Source organism: Ruegeria sp. BHSB056, from assembly GCF_059613305.1.
In genome coordinates, this window is sequence record NZ_JBXWSG010000073.1 from 1 (window position 1) to 20,630 (window position 20,630).

22 protein-coding genes and 1 pseudogene are annotated in these 20,630 nt (G+C 59.8%); 17 read left to right on the forward strand and 6 right to left on the reverse strand.

The window, feature by feature from the left end; genetic code table 11:
• The 3 genes and pseudogenes from AC2FND_RS15420 to AC2FND_RS15430 form a co-directional block, all read left to right on the forward strand.
• A pseudogene (locus AC2FND_RS15420) lies at window positions 1–351 on the forward strand (DNA polymerase III subunit alpha); the annotation flags it as partial.
• Between the two features lie 85 nt (window positions 352–436).
• Window positions 437–655 carry a YMGG-like glycine zipper-containing protein gene (locus tag AC2FND_RS15425; protein WP_480831250.1) on the forward strand — a complete coding sequence of 73 codons (219 nt, stop codon included), beginning with the start codon at window positions 437–439 and terminating at the stop codon, window positions 653–655.
• 11 nt (window positions 656–666) lie between these two features.
• On the forward strand, window positions 667–1,038 hold the full coding sequence (locus AC2FND_RS15430) for a hypothetical protein (RefSeq protein ID WP_496770691.1): 372 nt from the start codon (window positions 667–669) through the stop codon (window positions 1,036–1,038).
• Window positions 1,039–1,042: 4 nt separating this feature from the next.
• Here the strand turns inward: AC2FND_RS15430 and AC2FND_RS15435 are convergent, their stop codons facing one another.
• A complete protein-coding gene (locus tag AC2FND_RS15435) occupies window positions 1,043–1,237 on the reverse strand; it encodes a SlyX family protein (protein ID WP_209598067.1) in 195 nt (64 codons plus the stop codon).
• Window positions 1,238–1,368: 131 nt separating this feature from the next.
• Here AC2FND_RS15435 and hisS point away from each other — a divergent pair, with 131 nt between their 5' ends.
• From hisS to hisG, 3 genes are read left to right on the forward strand one after another with little or no spacing between them, the layout of a single operon-like run.
• A complete protein-coding gene (gene hisS, locus AC2FND_RS15440) occupies window positions 1,369–2,934 on the forward strand; it encodes a histidine--tRNA ligase (protein WP_496770692.1) in 1,566 nt (521 codons plus the stop codon).
• A gap of 3 nt (window positions 2,935–2,937) precedes the next feature.
• Window positions 2,938–4,026, forward strand: a complete 1,089-nt coding sequence (locus AC2FND_RS15445) for an ATP phosphoribosyltransferase regulatory subunit (protein ID WP_480915415.1) — start codon at window positions 2,938–2,940, stop codon at window positions 4,024–4,026.
• Entirely contained in the window at window positions 4,023–4,712 is a 690-nt protein-coding gene (gene hisG / locus AC2FND_RS15450; RefSeq protein ID WP_496770693.1) for an ATP phosphoribosyltransferase, read from the forward strand. The genes AC2FND_RS15445 and hisG overlap by 4 nt, the downstream gene beginning before the upstream one ends.
• Here hisG and AC2FND_RS15455 read toward each other — a convergent pair whose 3' ends face one another.
• Window positions 4,713–5,144, reverse strand: a complete 432-nt coding sequence (locus tag AC2FND_RS15455; RefSeq protein ID WP_209598064.1) for a DUF1489 family protein — start codon at window positions 5,142–5,144, stop codon at window positions 4,713–4,715. It abuts the gene before it with no gap.
• 114 nt (window positions 5,145–5,258) lie between these two features.
• On the opposite strand from AC2FND_RS15455, the gene AC2FND_RS15460 reads away from it, so the two are divergent.
• The 3 genes from AC2FND_RS15460 to rpsD all read left to right on the forward strand — a co-directional run bounded on the left by AC2FND_RS15460 (window position 5,259) and on the right by rpsD (window position 9,203).
• Window positions 5,259–7,541, forward strand: coding sequence for an adenosylcobalamin-dependent ribonucleoside-diphosphate reductase (locus AC2FND_RS15460; RefSeq protein WP_209504821.1), 2,283 nt, complete (start codon window positions 5,259–5,261; stop codon window positions 7,539–7,541).
• 326 nt (window positions 7,542–7,867) lie between these two features.
• Window positions 7,868–8,311 carry a hypothetical protein gene (locus AC2FND_RS15465; protein ID WP_496770694.1) on the forward strand — a complete coding sequence of 148 codons (444 nt, stop codon included), beginning with the start codon at window positions 7,868–7,870 and terminating at the stop codon, window positions 8,309–8,311.
• Window positions 8,312–8,582: 271 nt separating this feature from the next.
• Window positions 8,583–9,203 (forward strand): 30S ribosomal protein S4, encoded by a 621-nt coding sequence (gene rpsD / locus AC2FND_RS15470; protein ID WP_170374584.1) that lies wholly within the window; start codon window positions 8,583–8,585, stop codon window positions 9,201–9,203.
• A gap of 58 nt (window positions 9,204–9,261) precedes the next feature.
• Here the strand turns inward: rpsD and AC2FND_RS15475 are convergent, their stop codons facing one another.
• Window positions 9,262–9,543, reverse strand: coding sequence for a DUF1330 domain-containing protein (locus AC2FND_RS15475; protein WP_480546152.1), 282 nt, complete (start codon window positions 9,541–9,543; stop codon window positions 9,262–9,264).
• A 93-nt stretch (window positions 9,544–9,636) separates the two neighbouring features.
• Here AC2FND_RS15475 and AC2FND_RS15480 point away from each other — a divergent pair, with 93 nt between their 5' ends.
• Complete coding sequence (locus tag AC2FND_RS15480; RefSeq protein WP_480919148.1) at window positions 9,637–10,509, forward strand: LysR family transcriptional regulator; 873 nt, start codon at window positions 9,637–9,639, stop codon at window positions 10,507–10,509.
• Here AC2FND_RS15480 and AC2FND_RS15485 read toward each other — a convergent pair whose 3' ends face one another.
• Window positions 10,510–10,971, reverse strand: a complete 462-nt coding sequence (locus AC2FND_RS15485) for an Lrp/AsnC family transcriptional regulator (protein ID WP_209598060.1) — start codon at window positions 10,969–10,971, stop codon at window positions 10,510–10,512.
• Between the two features lie 102 nt (window positions 10,972–11,073).
• Here AC2FND_RS15485 and AC2FND_RS15490 point away from each other — a divergent pair, with 102 nt between their 5' ends.
• The 4 genes from AC2FND_RS15490 (at window position 11,074) to AC2FND_RS15505 (ending at window position 15,404) form a co-directional block, all read left to right on the forward strand.
• Entirely contained in the window at window positions 11,074–12,489 is a 1,416-nt protein-coding gene (locus AC2FND_RS15490) for an aminotransferase class V-fold PLP-dependent enzyme (RefSeq protein ID WP_496770695.1), read from the forward strand.
• Window positions 12,490–12,553: 64 nt separating this feature from the next.
• Window positions 12,554–13,639 carry a histidinol-phosphate transaminase gene (hisC, locus tag AC2FND_RS15495; protein ID WP_496770696.1) on the forward strand — a complete coding sequence of 362 codons (1,086 nt, stop codon included), beginning with the start codon at window positions 12,554–12,556 and terminating at the stop codon, window positions 13,637–13,639.
• Complete coding sequence (locus tag AC2FND_RS15500; protein ID WP_496770697.1) at window positions 13,636–14,556, forward strand: prephenate/arogenate dehydrogenase family protein; 921 nt, start codon at window positions 13,636–13,638, stop codon at window positions 14,554–14,556. The genes hisC and AC2FND_RS15500 overlap by 4 nt, the downstream gene beginning before the upstream one ends.
• Entirely contained in the window at window positions 14,553–15,404 is an 852-nt protein-coding gene (locus tag AC2FND_RS15505) for an extensin-like domain-containing protein (protein WP_496770698.1), read from the forward strand. The genes AC2FND_RS15500 and AC2FND_RS15505 overlap by 4 nt, the downstream gene beginning before the upstream one ends.
• Here AC2FND_RS15505 and AC2FND_RS15510 read toward each other — a convergent pair.
• A complete protein-coding gene (locus tag AC2FND_RS15510; protein WP_480898172.1) occupies window positions 15,401–16,402 on the reverse strand; it encodes a DUF2125 domain-containing protein in 1,002 nt (333 codons plus the stop codon). The two genes, AC2FND_RS15505 and AC2FND_RS15510, sit on opposite strands and share 4 nt — an antisense overlap.
• Before the next feature lie 67 nt (window positions 16,403–16,469).
• Between AC2FND_RS15510 and AC2FND_RS15515 the strand changes: the two genes are divergently transcribed.
• The 3 genes from AC2FND_RS15515 (at window position 16,470) to AC2FND_RS15525 (ending at window position 19,994) form a co-directional block, all read left to right on the forward strand.
• Entirely contained in the window at window positions 16,470–17,000 is a 531-nt protein-coding gene (locus tag AC2FND_RS15515) for a gamma-glutamylcyclotransferase (protein ID WP_480487542.1), read from the forward strand.
• Window positions 17,001–17,069: 69 nt separating this feature from the next.
• Window positions 17,070–18,248, forward strand: coding sequence for a biopolymer transporter ExbB (locus AC2FND_RS15520; RefSeq protein WP_496770701.1), 1,179 nt, complete (start codon window positions 17,070–17,072; stop codon window positions 18,246–18,248).
• Between the two features lie 3 nt (window positions 18,249–18,251).
• Window positions 18,252–19,994 carry a peptidoglycan -binding protein gene (locus AC2FND_RS15525; protein WP_496770703.1) on the forward strand — a complete coding sequence of 581 codons (1,743 nt, stop codon included), beginning with the start codon at window positions 18,252–18,254 and terminating at the stop codon, window positions 19,992–19,994.
• A 13-nt stretch (window positions 19,995–20,007) separates the two neighbouring features.
• On the opposite strand, the gene AC2FND_RS15530 is transcribed toward AC2FND_RS15525, so the two are convergent.
• The gene (locus AC2FND_RS15530) at window positions 20,008–20,616 is read right to left on the reverse strand and encodes a DJ-1/PfpI family protein (RefSeq protein WP_496770705.1); all 609 of its coding nucleotides are present in this window, start codon (window positions 20,614–20,616) and stop codon (window positions 20,008–20,010) included.
• Window positions 20,617–20,630 lie beyond the last annotated feature (14 nt).

A 20,630-nucleotide genomic window follows, 5' to 3' on the forward strand; every position in this document is an offset into this window, starting at 1 on the left:
GAAACCGGCGCTCAGGTGGTTCTGACCGTCGAGGCGACGATGGAGTCCGATCAGCTCAAGCTGCTGGGTCGTTCGGTTGGACCAGCGGATTCTGTGGTGGCCGAAGCCGGGGCGACGGGCCTGCGCATCTTTGTCGACGAAGCGCGGGCAGTGCCAACGATTGCAACGGTTCTTGAAGAAGCCGCAACCGCCGCCAAGGGTGCGGCCCGCGGCCCGATCCAGCTGCTGTTGCTGGACCCAGGCCTGCCCGGCGACGTCGAAATTGACCTTGGGCGTGTGTTCCCGATCAATCCCCAGATCAAGGGCGCGATCAAATCGCTGGAAGGTGTGATGACCGTCGAAGAGATCTGACATCGCTTTGTTGCCAGACAATTAGCGCATCGCTAGGCTGACCTTGCAAATATGTCTTCTGATCATGCCACGGGAGGGCGTTGATATGACGATTGCAGGTCTCAATTTCAGAACAATTGCATTGGGGGCGGCGGCATCGCTGGCTTTGGTTTCGGCGACAGCCACGCTTGCGGACGACAAGAAGAAAGAGAACACGATCAAAGGTGCTGTGATCGGGGCCGGGGTTGGGGCCTTGGTCGGCGACGGCAAAGGCGCCGCCGCAGGGGCAATTGTTGGTGCGCTGATCGGCGCGAACTCGAAATAAGCGGGGGCGGAATGATGCGTTTGAACGCAATGAAAGTGATCACAACCGCCGCGTTGCTAACAGGGCCCGGTTTTGTCCTTGCGGACGAGGAAGCCGAACAGATGGTGCAAGCGGCGCTGCCGCTTATGTACCACACCTGCGCGTCGATCATCGAAGAGGCTGACGGGAATGAAGAATACATTGTGGACGTGGTCGGCAAGATGACGGCGTTGTCACTTTATAACCGTCAGGTTGACCTCGAAGCTCATGCCAGTTCGGACGAGGAAAAGGCCGCGCTGCGCGCAACATTTGTGGCGGCTCTGAAAGACGGCTGCGCCGGGGATGAAAACGCCCTGCTGGGTGGCGTCGTCGACGACGCGGTGAAATCAACGCTGGGGCTGTAAGCTTTCAGTAATGTGGCGGACGTTCGTCACCAAGGACAACGCCGCCTGACCCTTCCTGCGCGCGCTCGGCCTCGCGGTGCAGCAGCATCTCGACACGGCGGGTCAGCCGGTCAATCTCGGCCTGTTGCCGGGTGACAACCGCGTTCAGATCGTCAACCGTGCGGGTCAGATGGGCAATCTGTTCTTCCAGATGCTGCATGGGATGCTCCTGTCTTTCAGGCTGCACATAGCGACCCTGTGACGCCTTGGCCAGAGAAAGCGCGCCTTGCCCAGATGCGGGCCATGGGATAGACCGCGCGCGGAACAGGTACACTCCCAAGGACGCCCCACATGGCCAAGCCCAAGAAACAGCCCCGCCCCAAGGCCGAAACGCCGAAAGGGTTCCGTGACTATTTCGGCGAGGAAGTCACGCAGCGCACCGAGATGCTGCGGACGATTGCGGGTGTCTATCATCGGTACGGGTTTGACGCGCTGGAAAGCAGCGCGGTGGAAACCGTCGAGGCGCTGGGCAAGTTCCTGCCCGACGTGGACCGCCCGAACGAAGGCGTCTTTGCATGGCAGGAGTTTGACGAGGGCGGAAATGGCGACTGGATGGCCCTGCGCTATGATCTGACCGCGCCACTGGCCCGTGTCTATGCCCAGCACCGCAACGATCTGCCCACGCCCTATCGCCGTTATGCAATGGGTCCGGTCTGGCGCAACGAAAAGCCGGGGCCGGGGCGCTTTCGGCAGTTCTATCAGTGCGATGCGGATACGGTCGGAACCGGCTCGATGGCTGCTGACGCCGAGATCTGTGCAATGCTGGCCGACACACTGGAAGAGGTTGGCATCCCGCGCGGTGACTACCTGATCCGGGTGAATAACCGGAAGGTTCTGAACGGTGTGCTTACAAGCGTCACTCGAGGTTCGGAAAGTTACGATGTTGTCTCTATGTCAGTTGAAGAGCGAAAAAGATATCGTGACCAAGAACTTCAAGGTTTAGAAAATGACGAGCTGGGCATTGATGCTATCCTCCGGCAGTTAGACAAGTTTGACAAAGTTGGGGCGGAGGGAGTCCGCCATTTATTGACGGGTGGACGGCACGATGCCTCCGGCGCATTTATTGATGGCGTCAACTTGTCGGATTTTATGGCAAGCGGTTTCATCGACTTTCTACAGGCTCGGGGCGAAACAAATGAGAAAACAATTTTCAGACTGAGGGAAATACTAAAAACCTCGGCAGTTGGATTGGAAGGTGTCGACGAGTTGGAACAGATTGCCTCCTTGTTAAACGCCCAAGGCTACGGCCCCGACCGCATTGTCATTGATCCCTCCGTCGTCCGCGGCCTCGGCTACTACACCGGTCCGGTCTATGAGGCCGAGCTGACGTTTGAAATCTTCGACGAAAAGGGTCGCAAGCGGCAGTTCGGCTCGGTCGCGGGCGGCGGGCGCTATGACGATCTGGTCAAGCGGTTCACCGGGCAGGAAGTGCCCGCGACCGGGGTGTCCATCGGCGTCGATCGGTTGCTGGCCGCGCTGCGCGAAAAGGGCCGGATCAGCGCCCAGGCCAAAGGCCCCGTGGTCGTCACCGTCATGGATCGCGACCGGATGGCCGATTATCAGGCGATGGTGGCCGAGCTGCGCAACGCGGGCATCCGGGCCGAGGTTTATCTGGGCAATCCCAAGAACTTTGGCAACCAGTTGAAATACGCGGACAAGCGCAACTCTCCGGTTGCGGTGATCGAAGGCGGAGACGAGAAGGCAAAAGGCATCGTGCAGATCAAGGACCTGATCCTTGGGGCCAAGATCGCCGAAAGCGCCACGCTGGAGGAATGGAAAGAACGCCCCAGCCAGTTCGAAGTATCGCGCTCTGATCTGGTCGCGAAAGTGCGTGAAATTCTGGACAGTCAGGACTGACCCATGCCCAACCGTTCCCAGATACAGGCCCGTGCCGCGATGATGCGTGTCCGGTTCGAGGCTGCGGGCGCGCAGGTTGTGGATACGCCCCTGTTGCAACCTGCTGAGATGTTGCTGGACCTCTATGGCGAGGATATCCGCGCCCGTGCCTACGTCACCTCGGACGCGCTGCGGGGCGAGCAGATGCTGCGCCCGGACTTCACCCTGCCTGTTGTTCAGATGCACATGCGGGACGGGGCCGAGCCTGCGCGCTATACCTATTCCGGTGAGGTGTTTCGCCGTCAGGAACACGACCCGGACCGCTCGAACGAGTATATTCAGGTGGGGTACGAGGTGTTTGACCGCGATGATCCCGCTGGTGCCGATGCCGAAGTGTTTTCGCTGATGGCGCTGCAACTGCGCGGGCTGCCCCTGCGCGCAGCCACCGGGGATATCGGTATCCTGACGGCGGCTGTCGAAGGGCTTCGGACCACAGACCGCCGCAAGGCCGCGCTGATGCGGCACCTGTGGCGGCCGCGCCGGTTCCGTGCGCTGCTGGACCGGTTTGCAGGGCGTAAACCGGGGCCCGAAGGCCGTGACGCGCTTTTGGACGCGGACGACCCGATGGCGGTTGATGTTCCGATGATCGGCAAGCGTCGCGCGCCCGAGATTGCCGACAGGATCAAAGCCCTGCGCGAAGATCGCGCTGCGCCGCCGATCTCTGACAATGAGCTGGCCGGGTTGGAAACGCTGCTGAATGTGCGTGAAACCATGCCCTTCGCGCTGGAACAGCTGCGGGATGTGGCAGTGGATCTGCCGCAGATCACCCCGGCGCTGGACCGGTTAGAGGCGCGGATCGCCGCCCTGCAGGCGCGTGGTGTCGATGTCGCCCGACTGGATTTCGAAGCGTCTTATGGCCGGACATCGATGGAATATTATGACGGGTTTGTCTTTGGGTTCTACGCCGAAGGCCGTCCCGACCTGCCGCCCGTCGCCACCGGTGGGCGCTATGATGCGCTGACGCGCCGTTTGGGGGATGGGGCCGAAATCCCCGCGATCGGCGGCGTGATCCGCCCGGACCTGATGCTTGAAATCGAGGAGGCCGCGCAATGAGTGTGAAACTGGGCGTGCCCTCGAAGGGCCGGTTGATGGAAAAGACCGTCTCATGGTTCGAAAAACATGGCATCATGCTGTCCCGCAACGGTTCGGACAGGGAATATGCGGGTCGGGTTGACGGGATTGACGGCGTCTCGCTGGTTCTGTTGTCGGCGGGTGAGATTCCGCGCGAACTTGCGTCGGGCCGTATTCATCTGGGCGTCACCGGCATCGATCTGGTGCAAGAAAAACTTCCGCGCTGGGAACAGCAGGTCGAAGAGATTGCGCAGCTGGGCTTTGGCAAAGCCGATCTGATCATTGCCACACCCGCCTGCTGGGTCGATGTGGACACGCTGGACGATCTCGACGCGGCGGCAGCAGCATTTCGCAACACCCACGGCCACCGGCTGCGGATCGCCACCAAATATCACCGACTGGTGCGTGAGTTCCTGACCGACGCAGGCGTGGCCGACTACACTCTGGTCGACAGCCAGGGGGCGACCGAAGGTACGGTCATGAACGAAACAGCCGAGGCAATTGCCGATATCACTTCGTCCGGTGAAACCCTGCGGGCGAACCACCTCAAAGTCCTGTCGGATGGCCTGATCCTGCAATCGCAAGCCACATTGTGGCGCAGCCGGGTTGCAGAGGTCGACGCGGCGGACAAGGCGGTTCTGACAGAATTGCTGGATCGGTTGCAGTAATTACAACACACCGATATCCGCAAGGGCACGGTTCAGATCATCGGGCAGGGCGTCGTCCTGCGCGCGCCCTTTCGGCAGGTCGGCTGGTGTATCTTCGGGTTTCAGATACCGCCAGCCCTGAAACGGGCGTTTCAAGGCGTTCTGGGTCCGATGTACCTTTGGGTCGAGCACGATGGCGCATCGGCGGATACCGTCTTCGCCGATCACCTCATCCAGGCGCAGAATGCGCTGACGGCATTGTACGACACCCTTGATGACCCAATAGATTGATCCGCCATTCAGGATCTCGGCATCACGTTTGGGCCACATGCGGGTTACGTGGCGCGGATATCCGTCCTCATAAAGCGGCATTCGGCTGTCCTGCCAAGCGATCAGAGAGTCCACGCTTTCCGAACCAACCGAAAGTTTGATGAGGTTCACGTACTTATCCACAGCTTTCCCACAGAGTCGTCCCTTGGCTATCTATCCATTGTAGCTCAGGATTGGCTTTCATCAAGGTGTAGTGGGTGTTAGTCTGGATACCTCTTTCAGCACAGGGAATCACCAATGAGCCGCTTTGCCGCCCCCATCGCCGAGCAGATCTGGGACATGAAATACCGCTTTAAACAGGCGGATGGCACGCCCATCGATCAGACGGTTGAAGACAGCTGGCGACGCATCGCCCGTGACCTCGCGCGGGTCGAGGACAACCCGGATCATTGGGAAGAAAGGTTCTACGAGGCACTGGAAGATTTCAAATATCTGCCCGCCGGGCGCATCACAGCTGGCGCAGGTACCGCGCGGCAGGTGACGCTGTTCAACTGCTTCGTCATGGGCACCATCCCCGACAGCATGGGCGGTATCTTTGACATGCTGAAAGAGGCCGCGCTGACCATGCAGCAGGGGGGCGGGATCGGCTATGATTTTTCGACCATCCGGCCGCGCGGCGCGGATGTAAAAGGCGTGGCGGCGGATGCCTCGGGCCCGCTCAGCTTTATGGATGTGTGGGACGCAATGTGCCGCACGATCATGTCCGCGGGTTCGCGCCGGGGGGCGATGATGGCCACCATGCGCTGCGATCACCCCGATATCGAACAGTTCATCACCGCCAAGTCCGACCCGGCCCGCCTGCGCATGTTCAACATGTCGGTGCTGGTGACCGATCCCTTCATGGAGGCGGTCAAGGCCGACGGCCCGTGGGAGTTGCAATTCGACGGCAAGATCTATCACACCGTGCAGGCGCGTGATCTGTGGAACAAGATTATGCAGGCCACTTATGATTATGCCGAACCGGGCGTGATCTTCATCGACCGCATCAATCAGGCCAACAACCTGAGCTATGTTGAAACCATCGCCGCGACGAACCCTTGTGGCGAGCAACCTCTGCCACCTTACGGGGCGTGCCTGCTGGGCTCGATCAATCTGGCGCGGCTGGTGGCCGAACCGTTTGGGGATGCCGCGCACCTGGATGAACCGGCGTTGCAGGAACTGGTCGCGACAGCCGTGCGCATGATGGATAACGTCGTGGACGCCTCGAAATTCCCGTTGGCCGAGCAAGAGGCGGAAGCGCAGGACAAGCGCCGCATCGGGCTGGGCGTGACGGGTCTTGCGGATGCGCTGCTGATGCTGGGCCTGCGCTATGGGTCCGACGAGGCGGCGCGTCAGACGGAACGCTGGTTGCACGCAATCGCCCGCGCCGCATATCTGGCCTCGGTCGATCTGGCTAAGGAGAAAGGCGCGTTCCCCCTGTTCGACGCCGAGAAATACCTGGCCAGCGGCACGATGCAGCAAATGGATGACGACGTCCGCGATGCGATCCGCGAACATGGTATCCGCAACGCTCTGCTGACCTCGATCGCACCCACGGGCACGATTTCGCTTTATGCCGGGAACGTGTCGTCGGGGATTGAACCGGTCTTTGCCTATGCCTACACCCGCAAGGTTCTGCAAAAAGACGGCTCGCGCACCGAAGAAGAGGTCGTGGATTACGCCGTTCAGATGTGGCGCGACAAGTTCGGTGACGCAGCGCTGCCGGACTACTTCGTCAATGCCCAGACTCTGACACCGTCGGATCACGTCAAGATGCAGGCGGCAGCGCAGAAATGGATCGACAGCTCGATCTCCAAGACCATCAACTGCCCCGAGGATATCAGCTTTGACGCCTTCAAGGACGTCTACATGCAGGCCTGGGATCAGGGCTGCAAAGGGTGCACGACCTATCGCCCCAACGATGTGACCGGCTCGGTTCTGACCGTTTCGGAAAGCGACGATAAGGCGCCGGGGGAAAGCGCGAATGCGCCTCATGAAATTGAAGGCGGCGACGTCATTTACATGTCCGAACCGCTGGATCGCCCGCAATCGCTGGAGGGGTCGACTTACAAGTTGAAATGGCCCGATAGCGAGCACGCGATTTATCTGACCATCAACGACATCATCATCTCGGGCCGCCGCCGCCCGTTCGAAGTGTTCATCAACTCCAAGAACATGGAGCATTACGCCTGGACACTGGCGCTGACGCGGATGATCTCGGCCGTGTTCCGCCGGGGTGGAGACGTGTCCTTTGTGGTCGAAGAGCTGAAAGCCGTTTTCGACCCGCGCGGCGGGGCGTGGGTTAAAGGCAAGTATATCCCGTCGATCCTGGCCGCGATCGGGGGCGTGATCGAACAGCACATGGTCGCCATCGGCTTTCTGGAAGGCGAGGGGATGGGGCTGAAATCCGACCCCCAGGCGCAGGTGGTGAACCTGGACGCGCCACGCGGCAAAGCCTGCCCGTCCTGCGGTCAGTATGACATGGTCATGATCGAAGGCTGCATGACCTGCCGCAGCTGCGGTCATTCCAAATGCGGGTAGATATGAGGCGCTGCACGAAAGTCAGCACTCGTCAATTTGACCCGACAGATTGAGAGCCTGGCCACGCAAGTGTGGCTATCGCCCTTCTGGGTGGTGGTTTCAAATTCGAATCATGATCAATCGCAGCCGGTTGTTGTTCGGACAACCAACAACGAACACGGCACCGGGATTGCTCGTAGGCGGGTATTGATTTCAGGTCGAACACGTATTTTTGATTCACTTCTGCAACATTCTTGTGAATGCTGCATTCCCGTCTCTTTTCCGCCGGATTTTGTGTTGATAAGCAATGATTGAATATCGGGATGTTAAATAGTGCGAGTGGGCAGATGAGAGCCGGAGTTAACGGTCAGGTAGCCATTTCATGGGATCAAACTGAAATTGACGGACTCGAGGACGCGCCTCTGGCGTGTCTGGCCGTCGGCGCGGCTTGGTCATGGCGCGGACAGGCAATAGTGCTGAGCGCAGAAGCCGAGAGCAGCGTCGAACAGATTGGATATGCGCGGGGAGCTGCAACCCGTTTGCAGAACCGCTTTCCGATTGTCCGGGAAATCTCCGGCTACGTGACCGGAGCTTTGACACTTACCAATGGGTCGCAGCGGTTTTCAGCCAACCTTGTTGCCGACACCAATGATGCAGCGCCGACCATTGTTTTCGATGGCGCTTGCCCGCCACGGGATGAAGAATTCTGGATCGTCGACGTGACCGAGGTTGTGATGGTGCACAAGGCGGGTGTTGAAGGCGGCGGGAACGTCGTTGCATTTCCAGCCTGAACGCGACCTGCATTTTTCTTGATGAAAGCGGTGTGACGGCAACCGTCGCTATGCGCGCAGGGGCCTGCGCTGCCTGCGGCGAACATATCTTTGCAGATATTCGAAACTGCGTTGAATGCCGTGTTGACTCTGCCGGCTTTGCGGATATAAGCGCGGCTTCATTGGTGTTGGTGGCCCCCGCAAGGGGAAGCCTGTCATGAGGGAAACCTCAAGAGGACAACGCCCTTCATAGTTGCCCGTTTGGGCATCGACCTAAAGAAGGAGATCAGCCGTGACCAAACGCACGTCTGCCAAGTACAAAATCGACCGCCGGATGGGCGAAAACATCTGGGGTCGTCCGAAATCCCCGGTTAACCGTCGTGAATATGGCCCCGGCCAGCACGGCCAGCGCCGCAAAGGCAAACTATCGGACTTCGGTCTGCAGCTGCGTGCCAAGCAGAAGCTGAAAGGCTACTACGGCGACCTGACCGAAAAGCAGTTCCGCCGCATCTATGCCGAAGCCGAGCGTGTCAAAGGCGACACCGGTGAAAACCTGATCGGCCTGCTGGAGCGCCGTCTGGACGCCGTCGTCTATCGTGCCAAGTTTGTACCGACCGTCTTCGCTGCGCGTCAGTTCGTGAACCACGGCCACGTCAAAGTGAACGGCAAGCGGGTCAACATCCCCAGCTACCGTGTCAAAGAAGGCGACGTCATCGAAGTGCGTGACAAGTCCAAGCAGCTGGCTGTTGTTCTGGAAGCTGTTGCCTTGGCCGAGCGTGATGTACCTGACTACATCGACGCCGACCACTCGAAAATGACCGCAACGTTCGTTCGCGCACCGGGCCTGAGCGATGTGCCGTACCCGGTCATGATGGAACCGAACCTGGTCGTCGAATTCTACGCGAAGAACTGATCTTCGCTTTCCGACCTGAAATTCAGAGCCGCACCTTTGGGTGCGGCTCTTTTCATTTTCAGCCCAGCAGAACGATATCTGACGCGCCTGCGCTGCGACGCAGCTCGTGAATGTCTTTTAGTTCCGGGTCGTTGATCCATCCCAGTGCAGCGTCCCGGTTGGGAAAGGAAAGCAGGGCTGCAACGTCAGGCAAGTCCGGTGTGCCGTCCAGCGCGGTTGTTTCAGCAGTCGCGTGTTCGACCTTTCCGCCATGGCGGGCCAGTGCAGGCCCGGCCTGCTCGCGATAAGCGGCCAGAGCGTCGGGATTCTTTACGGTGAGTTTTGCGTAGGCATAGATCATGGCTTTGCTCCTTGATGTGTGGGCAAAAGCTAGGGTGTGATCTGCTTTGCGAAAACGCGTGTATTTGCATCATTAGTATGCGAATTTGCATGTATGGATATTCATTGGGATGATTACCGGGCCGTACTCGCCGTGGTCCGCAGGCGTACCCTGTCCGCCGCGGCACAAGAGCTTGGCGTCAACTACACAACTGTCGCGCGCCGTATAGCCCGCGCCGAAGCGGCGACAGGCGAAGTGCTGTTCGAAAGGCTAACCGACGGGTATCGGCCGACAGAAGCAGCGCATCTTGTCGCTGCATATGCTGCCCGGATGGAAAGCGCAGAACATGCGATGCTGCGTGGTTTGTCAGGGCGGGATGCCCGGTTGGAAGGGCAACTGACCTTAACTGCGCCGCAACTCTTAATTGCCCATGTGCTGGCCCCGGCGCTGGGTGATTTTGCTCAAAGGCACCCTGCTGTGTCTTTGCAGGTGCGTGCAGCAAACGAGATTCTGGATCTTAATCGGCGCGAAGCCGACATAGCGATCCGGATCAGCCGCAACCCCGGCGATACGTTGAAAGGTCTGCGCCTGACGCAACAGCACAGCGCTTGTTTTGCCACGCCTGAATGGGCCGCGCGAATGCAGCAAGATCCGAACGCGCCCGTGGATTGGTTGCTTTATGAAAAGCAGCCGAACCTGCCGGACGGCGTCGACAATATCTATCCGAACTCGCGCATACATATGCGTTTTGATGACATGGTTGCGATGGCGGGTGCCGCACAATCAGGGTTGGGCGTTGTGCGCATGCCGGTGTTTCTGGGCCGCTCACTTCGGGGCTTGGTGCAGGTTCCGGTTCTTTCACCGCAACCCTACGCAGATATCTGGATCGTGGCGCACCCGGATGTTTGGCCTTCGGCAAAACTGGTCGCGTTCCGCGATATCATGGTGCCCTTTTTCAAACAAAAACGCCCGCTGTTTACGGCGTAATCATATCGGCAAGGGCCGACCTTCGGCGATTGCTTCCATCGCGAAGTAAGACGTGACGCTATCCAGCTCGACCTTTTCGATCAGCCGTTGATACACCTTGTCGTAAGACGCCATATCCTGTGTGACGACTTTCAGCTGATAATCGTAGTCACCGCCGATACGATGAAAATCCACGACCTCGGGGATCGTCAGAACGTGGCTGCGAAAGGCCTGTAGCCACTCGGCCGAATGATGCCGCGTGCGCAGCATGACAAAGACCACAAGGCTCAACCCCAATTTCTCGCGTGCGATGCGGGCAGTTGAGCCGATCAGGACGCCATCTTCGTTCAAAGTCTTCAGGCGGCGCCAGCAGGCGTTCTGCGAAAGCCCCACACGATCCGCCAATTCCCGTTGCGACAGGGTGGCGTCCTTTTGCAGCTCTTTCAAAAGGCGCGTGTCAATTTGATCTAATTTTTGTGCCATGTTTGATCATATGACACAAAGTTTTTAAAATCTACGCAATAATAGGTGAAGTTTTCACGCGATTAATAAATCACATTAGTTGGACAGTTAGGAGCCAACGCAATGTCCCTGTCCAAGTTTCGTGCGGAACTCTGTTCCACCGCTCACAATTCAAACCTGCGCGATGGGCTGATCGGAGAAAATGTTCTGATCCCGGGTCTGCATGGGGACGTGCCGCTTGTCTATGCGGATTACGTCGCTTCGGGTCGCGCCTTGCAGCAGGTCGAAGACTTTGTGGCGCAACATGTGTTGCCGTTTTACGCGAACAGCCACACCGAGGCCTCTTACTGCGGATCTTACATGACACATCTGCGCCGCGAGGCGCGGGCGGAAATAGCCCGCATTGTTGGTGCCCAGGAAGAGGACGCGGTGATCTTCACCGGGTCCGGCGCCACTGCGGGGCTCAACCGGTTGGTCAGCCTGCTCGGGGTGGCAGAGGCCGACCAACCGGTTGTCTTGATTGGTCCGTACGAGCATCACTCGAACATCCTGCCCTGGCGGGAAAGCAAGGCACTTGTGGTTGAAATCCCCGAGGCCGAAGGCGGCGGGGTTGATCTGGGGGCGCTGGAAAGCGCGCTCTTGACCCATGCAGGCGCAGATCTTCTGATCGGTTCCTTTTCGGCGGCGTCCAATGTAACCGGAATTGTCACAGACCCTGATCCGGTGACTCGGTTGCTCAAGGCGCACGGCGCTGTGGCGATTTGGGATTACGCCGGGGGCGGGCCTTACCTGCCGATGGATATGGGGCCGGCGGACGCGCGCAAGGATGCGATCGTCGTTTCCCCGCACAAGTTCCCGGGCGGTCCGGGGGCGTCGGGTGTTCTGATCGTAAACCGGGCCGCGGCCAAACGGAACTGCCCCAGCTGGCCGGGTGGCGGCACCGTCAGTTTCGTGTCACCGTGGCGGCATGACTACAGCGCGGACCTGTCTGCGCGGGAAGAGGCGGGAACGCCCAACGTGATTGGCGACATCCGCGCGGCGCTGGCCTTTATCGTCAAAGATGTCGTCGGCACGGAAGAAATTGCAAGGCGCGAGGCGCAGTACAACCAGATGGCGCTGGACGGGTGGAAGGATAATCCGAAACTGACCTTGCTTGGGGTCAATCACCCGCATCGCCTGCCGATCTTCTCTTTCCTCGTGCGCGACAACGCGGGACAGCCTGTGCATCAGCAGCTGTTTACCCGGATGCTCAGCGACGTCTACGGCATTCAGGCACGTGGCGGCTGTGCCTGCGCAGGGCCTTATGCCCACCGCCTTCTGGGGATTGATCGCGCCGCGTCCGAGGCGCTGCGCGCGGCCTTGTCTGCGGGGGAAGAGATGAAGAAACCCGGCTGGGTACGCCTGAATTTCTCGTACCTGATGAGCGAGGAAACGGTCCAGTTCATCATCGACAGTGTCAATGACCTGTCGCGCCGCACCGAGGAATTCGTACCTTATTACAACGCCGACCCGGCGACTGCGCGCTTCAAGGCCGCATGATGGAATTGCCGCTTTTCTCAATCCGTTGAGACAGGTATGAGGGGCCCATTCAACGGAGCCTCTCATGACCAAGATCACCCCGCAACCCGGCATTATGGACATCGCGCTTTATCAGGGCGGCCAGTCGCATGTGGCGGGTGTTGAGCATGTGATCAAGCTGAGCTCGAACGAGAACCCGTTCGGCCCCAGCCCCAAGGCGATTGAGGCGGTGCGCGACAGCGCGGCAAATTTGCATCGGTACCCAAACACTGACCACGCCAGTTTGCGCGCGGCTATCGGCGCACGTCACGGGCTGGACCCTGCGCAGATCATCTGCGGTGTCGGCAGCGACGAGGTGCTGCAATTCATCGCTCAGGCCTATGCGGGGCCGGGGGATGAGGTGATCTATACCGAGCACGGGTTCTCCATGTACCCGATCATCGCCCGCATGGCAGGTGCCGCACCGGTCATGGTGGCCGAGCGCGACCGCAAAGTCGATGTGGATGCCATTCTGGCCGCCGTAACCAGCCAGACGCGGATCGTGTTTGTCACCAACCCCGGTAACCCGACCTCGACCATGATCTCGAACGACGAACTGGACCGTCTGGCGCAGGGTCTGCCTGATACCTGCCTGATGGTTCTGGACGGTGCCTATGCCGAGTTCGTTGACGATTTCGATGGTGGCGCGTCTTTGGTGGATGCGTATGAGAACGTGATCATGACCCGCACATTCTCGAAAGTGTACGGGCTGGGCGGGATGCGGGTCGGCTGGGGATATGCCCACCAATCGATTATCGATGTACTGAACCGGATGCGTCAGCCCTTTAACCTGTCTTTGACAGCCCTGGCCGCGGCCGAAGCAGCGATCAGCGACATCGAATTCCTGACGTTCTGCCAATCCGAAAATGCGCGCCTTCGGGTGTGGCTGGCCGAGGAGCTGGACAAGATCGGCGTACCCTCGGACCCGTCCTGCACCAATTTCATCCTCGCGCGTTTTGCCGACAGGACCGAGGCCGAGGCCTGTGACGACTATCTGAAGACGCAGGGTTTGATTGTCCGCCGGGTTGCAGGCTACAACCTGCCGAATGCCCTGCGGATCACCGTGGGCGATGAGGAAGCCTGCCGCCGCGTCGTTGCGGCGATTACAGCATTCAAAGAGGGTGCAGCATGAGCCAGATTTACGACCGGGTTGCGCTGATCGGGCTTGGCCTGATTGCCTCCTCCATGTTCTGGGCGATCAAGCGTGGGGGCCTGGCTGGGGAAGTGACCGGCTATGCCCGGTCCGAAGCGACACGTGACACGGCGCGCGGAATCGGGCTATGCGACCGCGTCTGTGACACGGCGCGCGAAGCGGTCGAAGGTGCGGATCTTGTCGTTCTTTGCGTGCCTGTGGGGGCAATGGGGGCCGTCGCAGAAGACATCGCACCCGTGCTCAAGCCCGGCGCGACCCTGTCGGATGTGGGGTCGGTCAAACAGCATGTCATTCAGGCAGTTCAGCCGCATGTCCCCGAAGGTGTGCATTTCATTCCCGCGCATCCTTTGGCTGGGACAGAGCATTCCGGTCCGGAATCGGGTTTTGCCAAATTGTTCGATAATCGCTGGTGCCTGCTGGTGCCTGTCGAAGGGACTGACCCGGATGCAATCGCCCGCCTTCGGGCGCTGTGGGAAGGTATGGGGTCCTATGTCGATGAGATGGACGCGGATCATCACGATCTGGTTCTGGCCGTGACCTCTCATGCGCCGCACCTGATCGCCTATACGATGGTTGGTGTGGCCGACGATCTGCGCCGGGTGACCGATAGTGAAGTGATCAAATACTCGGCCGCGGGTTTTCGGGATTTCACCCGCATCGCGGCATCGGACCCGACCATGTGGCGTGATGTGTTCCTGTCCAATAAAGACGCGACACTGGAAATCCTGGGCCGGTTCACGGAAGAGCTGTTTGCGCTGCAACGTGCCATCCGCACCGGGGACGGGGAACATTTGTTTGACTACTTCACCCATACCCGTGCTATTCGTCGCGGCATCATCGATGCGGGGCAGGACACGGACGCTCCGGATTTCGGGCGGGGAAAGGCAGGTTCATGAGGGTTTACCGGGGGCAATTTCTGATCGGGATCATGGCGTTGTGTGCCGTGGCGACGCAGGCAGCACCTCTGGAACGATCTCTGGTTCCACCCGCACGTCCGATTCTGGACCAGCACAACGTTCAGGTTGTGTCCGCTGTTGCCCCGGTGTCCGTCGCGGCCATAACCGATCTGCGCCCCATCTCACGTCCGGTTTCACCGCAGGTCACTGCTGCACTGGCGCGACCTTCGGATTTGCCGCTGCTGGGGCCCGACACCTCGCTGATGCCTAACATGAGACCTGAATCTCTTGAACAGCAGGTGCTTTTCAAAAAACGCAAGCTGCGCAAAGGGTCCGTTTGCGGAGATATCGCAATTCAGGGCAAGCCCGTCGGCAGGGTCGTCAGCGAGAATTCAGCCTGTGGCGTAAAAGATGCAGTGCAGATCACCTCTGTTTCTGGTGTGGCACTCAGCCGTCCGGCGACAATGGATTGCGGCACCGCCGTTGCGCTGAACAAATGGGTCGACAAGACAGTCAAACCCACCTTCAAACGCCGCGGCCCCGTGGTCGAGTTGCAGGTGGCGGCTCATTATGCCTGCCGAACCCGCAACAACCGCAAAGGCGCGCGGATTTCCGAGCACGGCAAAGGACGGGCCATCGATATTTCAGCCTTCAAAATGGCCGATGGCGAGGTGGTGACCGTCTTGGAAGGATGGCGCAAGAACCCGTCAAAGAAGCAATTGCAGAAGATCTGGCGCGGCGCGTGTGGCCCGTTCGGCACCGTTTTGGGGCCGAACTCGGACAGCTACCATCGCGATCATTTCCATCTGGATACGGCACGCTACCGCAGCGGAGCGTATTGCCGTTAACGCAAGATCAGCCGCGGAGCAGGGCCCAGCGGCACCGGCCCCAGAGCGACAAAACCGTCCCGGAAGTTTAGCCGAAGGTCCAGTGCGTTGGGGTTGCCGCCCAGCCCTGCCAGAAAGTTCAGTGCACGGGTGACAGGATCAACCGCCTGATCGGGCAGGGCGCCTGCCGCGTTTGCCATGTCGATCATATCACGCCAGTTCTCGGCTTTGACGGCGATCTCACCACTGGGTACACCCTGCGCGTCTACATCCAGTTTCCCAGCCGCAAACAGACGCAACCCACCCCATTTGATCTCGGCCAGTCGCAGGTCGATGGCCACGGGCTGCGGTCTGCTGTCCTCCAGCGCCGACCTGTCCCAGACTTTGCTGAACGTGGTGACCATGTCCAGTTCCAGCGTTTCGAAGGACTGCGGCAGCGACGCGGCCGAATTCATAAGGGCCCGCAACCGGTCGCCGGGTGTGAACCCATCCGCGCGGGCGGTAATGGCATAGGCTTCGGGCAGGGATGTTTGCGCCATGATCAGGCTCAGGGTGTCCCCGGCGGCCAGTGCAGTGGTGTTCTCGGTCACCGACCACGCCCCTGCCGTCAGCGCCAGTTTTTCAAGCACAAGCGAAACGCCGGGTTGCAACTGTAGTTCCGCAATCAATTCATCGGCGACAATCGTTGAGGTTTGATCGTAGTAAGACAGTCGTTGCGGCGTCTCGGCGAACCGCAGCACCTGCCGGCCGGGCCAGATCGCGGGGCTTTCGAATTCGATCCAGTCCGCGCGCCAGGCTGTGCCATTCACCGGATCTGCAAGGGCAGGGTTGTTCAGTCGGGTCACGTGATGGGTCGGATACCCTGCCGTTGCCACGTCCGAGAAATCAGCCAGCCAGCCGCGCGCCTGTTGTTGATCAAACCAGCCAGTGATTGCCGCGCGCAGACCATATCCGGCGACAAACCAATAGGCGCTCCAAAGGATGCCGATAAAAATGATCACTCGTATGACACGGCGCATGAGCTTTGGCCCTTTTTCCTGCCTCGGAATTGATGTTTATAGGCCCAAACGGGCAAGGACCAGTGCAATGACGATGTGGGTTTTCGGTTATGGATCGCTGCTGTGGAATCCGGGCTTTCCGGTCGCGCGCAGCGAACGCGCGACACTGCATGGCTATGCCCGGTCCTTCTGCATGAGCTCGATCCACCACCGGGGAACCGAGGAAGAACCGGGGCTGGTGCTGGCGCTGGACGAACAGGCAAACGCGACCTGCACCGGTTTGGCCCTTGCGGTTGAAACCGGTCACGAAGACCGCACTCTGCACGAACTGCGCGAGCGCGAGCTGATCTCGTCGGCCTATGTCGAACGTATGCTGGATGTGCATCTGGAAAATGGCGACATTGTCAACGCCGTGACCTATGTGATCGATGCCGACCATGTGCAGTATTGCGGCGGGATGCCGTTGGAGGATCAAGCCCGGATCATCGCCCATGCGGTTGGCGGGCGCGGCCCGAATGACGAATACCTGTACAATACCGCCGAACATCTGGCCGAGATCGGCCTGCGCGACGCCGATCTTGAGTGGTTGGCGCAACGGGTGCGCAGTATTACCGCATAAACTCTTGGCGTCACCAGTGGAATTTCGCTAGTTTCGACGCAGAGCAGGCAAATACCGGGAACCACGCGCATGGCGCAGGCACATCAGGGCGCGAGACCCCATTTCTCGCATCCAACACGGCAGATTCTGTTGATGTTGATGGCGATCGGCCTGTCCGGGCTGGGTGTGTTTCTGGCGCTGCCCTATGTGTTGCCGGTGTTCTTCGCCAACCCGTACCTGAACGGCTTCATCCTGATGGTGTTTCTGATCGGCGTTCTCGCCTGTTTCTATCAGGTGACACAACTGATCGGATCCGTGCGCTGGATCGAGGCTTTTGTTGGCGGTGTAGTGCGCGAAGACGCCCGCACGCCGCAATTGCTGGCTCCTTTGGCCTCATTGCTGCGCGAACGGGGCGCGAGGTCGCAGATCAGCTCCACTTCAACCCGCTCGATTCTGGATTCCGTAGCCGAACGGGTCGAGGAAGAGCGGGAGATCACTCGCTATATCACCAACGTGCTGATCTATCTGGGTCTTTTGGGCACATTCTTCGGTTTGGCGACAACCGTACCTGCCATCGTCGATACGATCCGCAGCCTTAATCCGCAAGAGGGCGAAGAAGGGCTGGCCGTGTTCAACCGCCTGATGACCGGGCTCGAAGCGCAGTTGCAGGGAATGGGCGTTGCGTTCGGATCGTCTCTGCTGGGTCTGGCCGGGTCGCTGATCGTCGGTCTGCTCGAAGTTTTCGCAGGGCACGGCCAGAACCGTTTCTATCGCGAGCTTGAAGAATGGCTGTCTTCGATCACCCGTGTAGGTTTCGCGGGTGGAGAAGAAGGCGGTGCCGAAATTGCCGTGCTCACGCCGGTGCTGGACGCCATGTCAGAACAGATGGATGCGTTGCAGGATCTGTTTTCAGCGCAGGAAAGCGAGCGCGCCGAGGTTTCCGCCAAGTTGGGTTTGCTGGTCGATGTGATCGGTGAGATGAACAACCGTCAGGCCAATACCGAAGGCGTCACCTCGGCTTTGGAACGCGTGGCCCTAGGTCAGGAAGCCTTGCTGGATCACATGCGCGATCACGGCGCGGGTGAAGGCATCGACGTCGAAAGCCGGATGCGCCTGCGCTCGATGGATGTGCAGCTGCTGCGCATTCTTGAAGAGATTTCGGCGGGCCGTCAGGAAAGCATGAACGAGTTCCGAAAGGATATAGAACTGCTGGTCAAGGCGCTGACCCTGCCGCGCGGTGCGGTGCGTACCACGCCGGAAGGAGAATAACCCATGGCGCTGTCCCGCCGCACCGGTCAACGGTTCCAGGGCTCGGTCTGGCCCGGTTTCGTCGACGCGATGACGGGGCTGTTGATGGTGCTGACCTTTGTGCTGACCATCTTCATGGTGATCCAGTTTGTGCTGCGCGAAACCATCTCGGGTCAGGAAGACGAACTGACCACATTGGCCGACGAAATCGCGGCGCTGGCGGGTGCGCTGGGGCTGGAAGAACGCGAAAACAGCCGGTTGCAGGCGCGGCTTGGGGCGTTGAATACCACCCTGTCTCAGGCCGAAGACGATCTGGCGCAAGCCCAGTCACTGATCGCGTCACTGACCACCGAGCGCGACCGTCAGGCTGCCGCATTGGATCAGGCACAGACCCGGATCACCAACTTCGAAGCGCAAGTTGCCGCCCTGCTGGCCGAACAGGAACGGGCACTGGGCGATATTGCAGCGCTTGAAACGCAGCGCGCGCAACTGTTGACCGAGCAAGAGGCGCTGAACCTGGCCCTTGCCCAAAGCCGCGAGGAAATCGACGCGCAGACCGAAGCCGCCCGTTTGGCCGCTGCCCGCCGGGAAGCACTGGAAGCGCTGGTGGCGGATCTGGAGCAAGGCAGCGCCGACCGGGACGCCCAGATCACCTCCCTTGAACAGCAGCTCAGCGATGAAGAGGCCGCCCGTCTGGCCGAAGCCGCCGCCGCCGAGGCACTGCGTAACCGCCTTCAGGATGCCGATGCCGAGCTGACGGCCATGACACTTGCGCTGGAAGCGCAACGCAAAGAGGCCGAAGACACACTCACCCTGTTGGCCGCAGCACAGGCGGCGCGTACCGCGTTGGAGCGTCAGTTTGGTGACGTGAACCCGGATCAACTGCGGGCCCAGCTTGAAGCCGCTTTGCAGGCGCAGACGCAGGCGCAGGCGGATGCCAACGCACAACGCTCTCTGGCCGAGCAGCGGCAGGCCTTACTGGACCTCGCCAATGCGACGCTTTCGGATGAAAAAGAAATCTCTGCCGAGGCGCAGCGAGAAGCCGCTCTGCTGAACCAGCAGATCGCCGCCCTGCGCGGGCAACTTGGCTCCTTGCAGGCTTTGCTTGACGATTTCGAAGAACGCAACGCTGCCGCCGAGGTGCAGATTCAGACGTTAGGGCAGGACCTGAACGCCGCACTGGCCCGTGCCGCATCCGAAGAACGCAGGCGCCGTCTGCTGGAAGAAGCGGAACGCCTGCGTCTTGAGGCCGAGGCCGAGGCACTGGCCGGGCAGAACCAGGAATTGGCGGCACAGGCCGAGGACCTGCAACGCTATCGCTCGGAATTCTTCGGTCGCCTGCGGGACGTTCTGGGCGGTCAGGAGGGGGTGCGCATCGAAGGTGACCGGTTTGTATTCTCGTCCGAGGTTCTGTTCCCGACCGGGTCCGCCGTACTGTCCGCAGAAGGGCAGCAGGAGGTCGCCAAGGTGGCTAACATCCTACGCAGTGTTGCCGCTGAAATCCCGCCCGGTCTGAACTGGGTGATCCGGGTCGACGGCCACACCGACAACGTTCCTCTGGCCGGGTCGGGCCGGTATCGCGACAACTGGGAGCTCAGCCAGGGTCGCGCGCTGTCGGTTGTGCGCTTTATGGTTGACGCGCTGGGCATTCCACCCAACCGCCTTGCGGCTAACGGGTTTGGAGAATTCCAGCCCGTTAATCCGGCTGACACGCCCGAGGCACACGCGCAAAACCGCCGGATCGAGTTGAAGCTGACAGAGAGATAAGTCGCAAAGGCTTTCAAACCAGCCCATGAGCACGTGCGAACGGATCGTGACTTTTGTCTTTTTGCCAAGAATACTCGCACCACATGGCCACCTTCTCAGCGACATCTTCACCGTGCATCAGTGTAATTGCACCCAACGTCATATCCATACCTGCAGAAACTCCGGATGACGTGAGGAAAGATCCGTCTTCGACCCAGCGTGCTTGCGGAACCCAGTCGACATTCGGCCCTTGTTCGCAAACCCAGGCATACGCAGCTTTGTTTGTTGTGGCGCGATGGCCATCCAGTACCCCAGCTTTGGCGAGCAGGGCACTGCCCGTACAAACGCTGAGGACGTATTCTGCCGTCTGCGTCTTGCGTCTGATCCAGTCAATCAATCGGGCGTTTTCAATCTCAAAGCGCGTACCGGCACCACCAGGTACAAACAGGATGTCGTAGTGTGCGTCGTTATCGATTGAATGTTCGGCGAACGCCTTTAACTGCTGATTGCTTTGAACCGGCCCCGTTGTTTCGGCGACAAACTCCAGTTCAAAGTCATCTGCAAGAAGGCCGAACATCTCCATCGGCCCAAAGACATCCAGCAACTCGAATCCTGGAAATATAAGCACCCCGATCTTGCGCATCTCCGCTCTCCTTC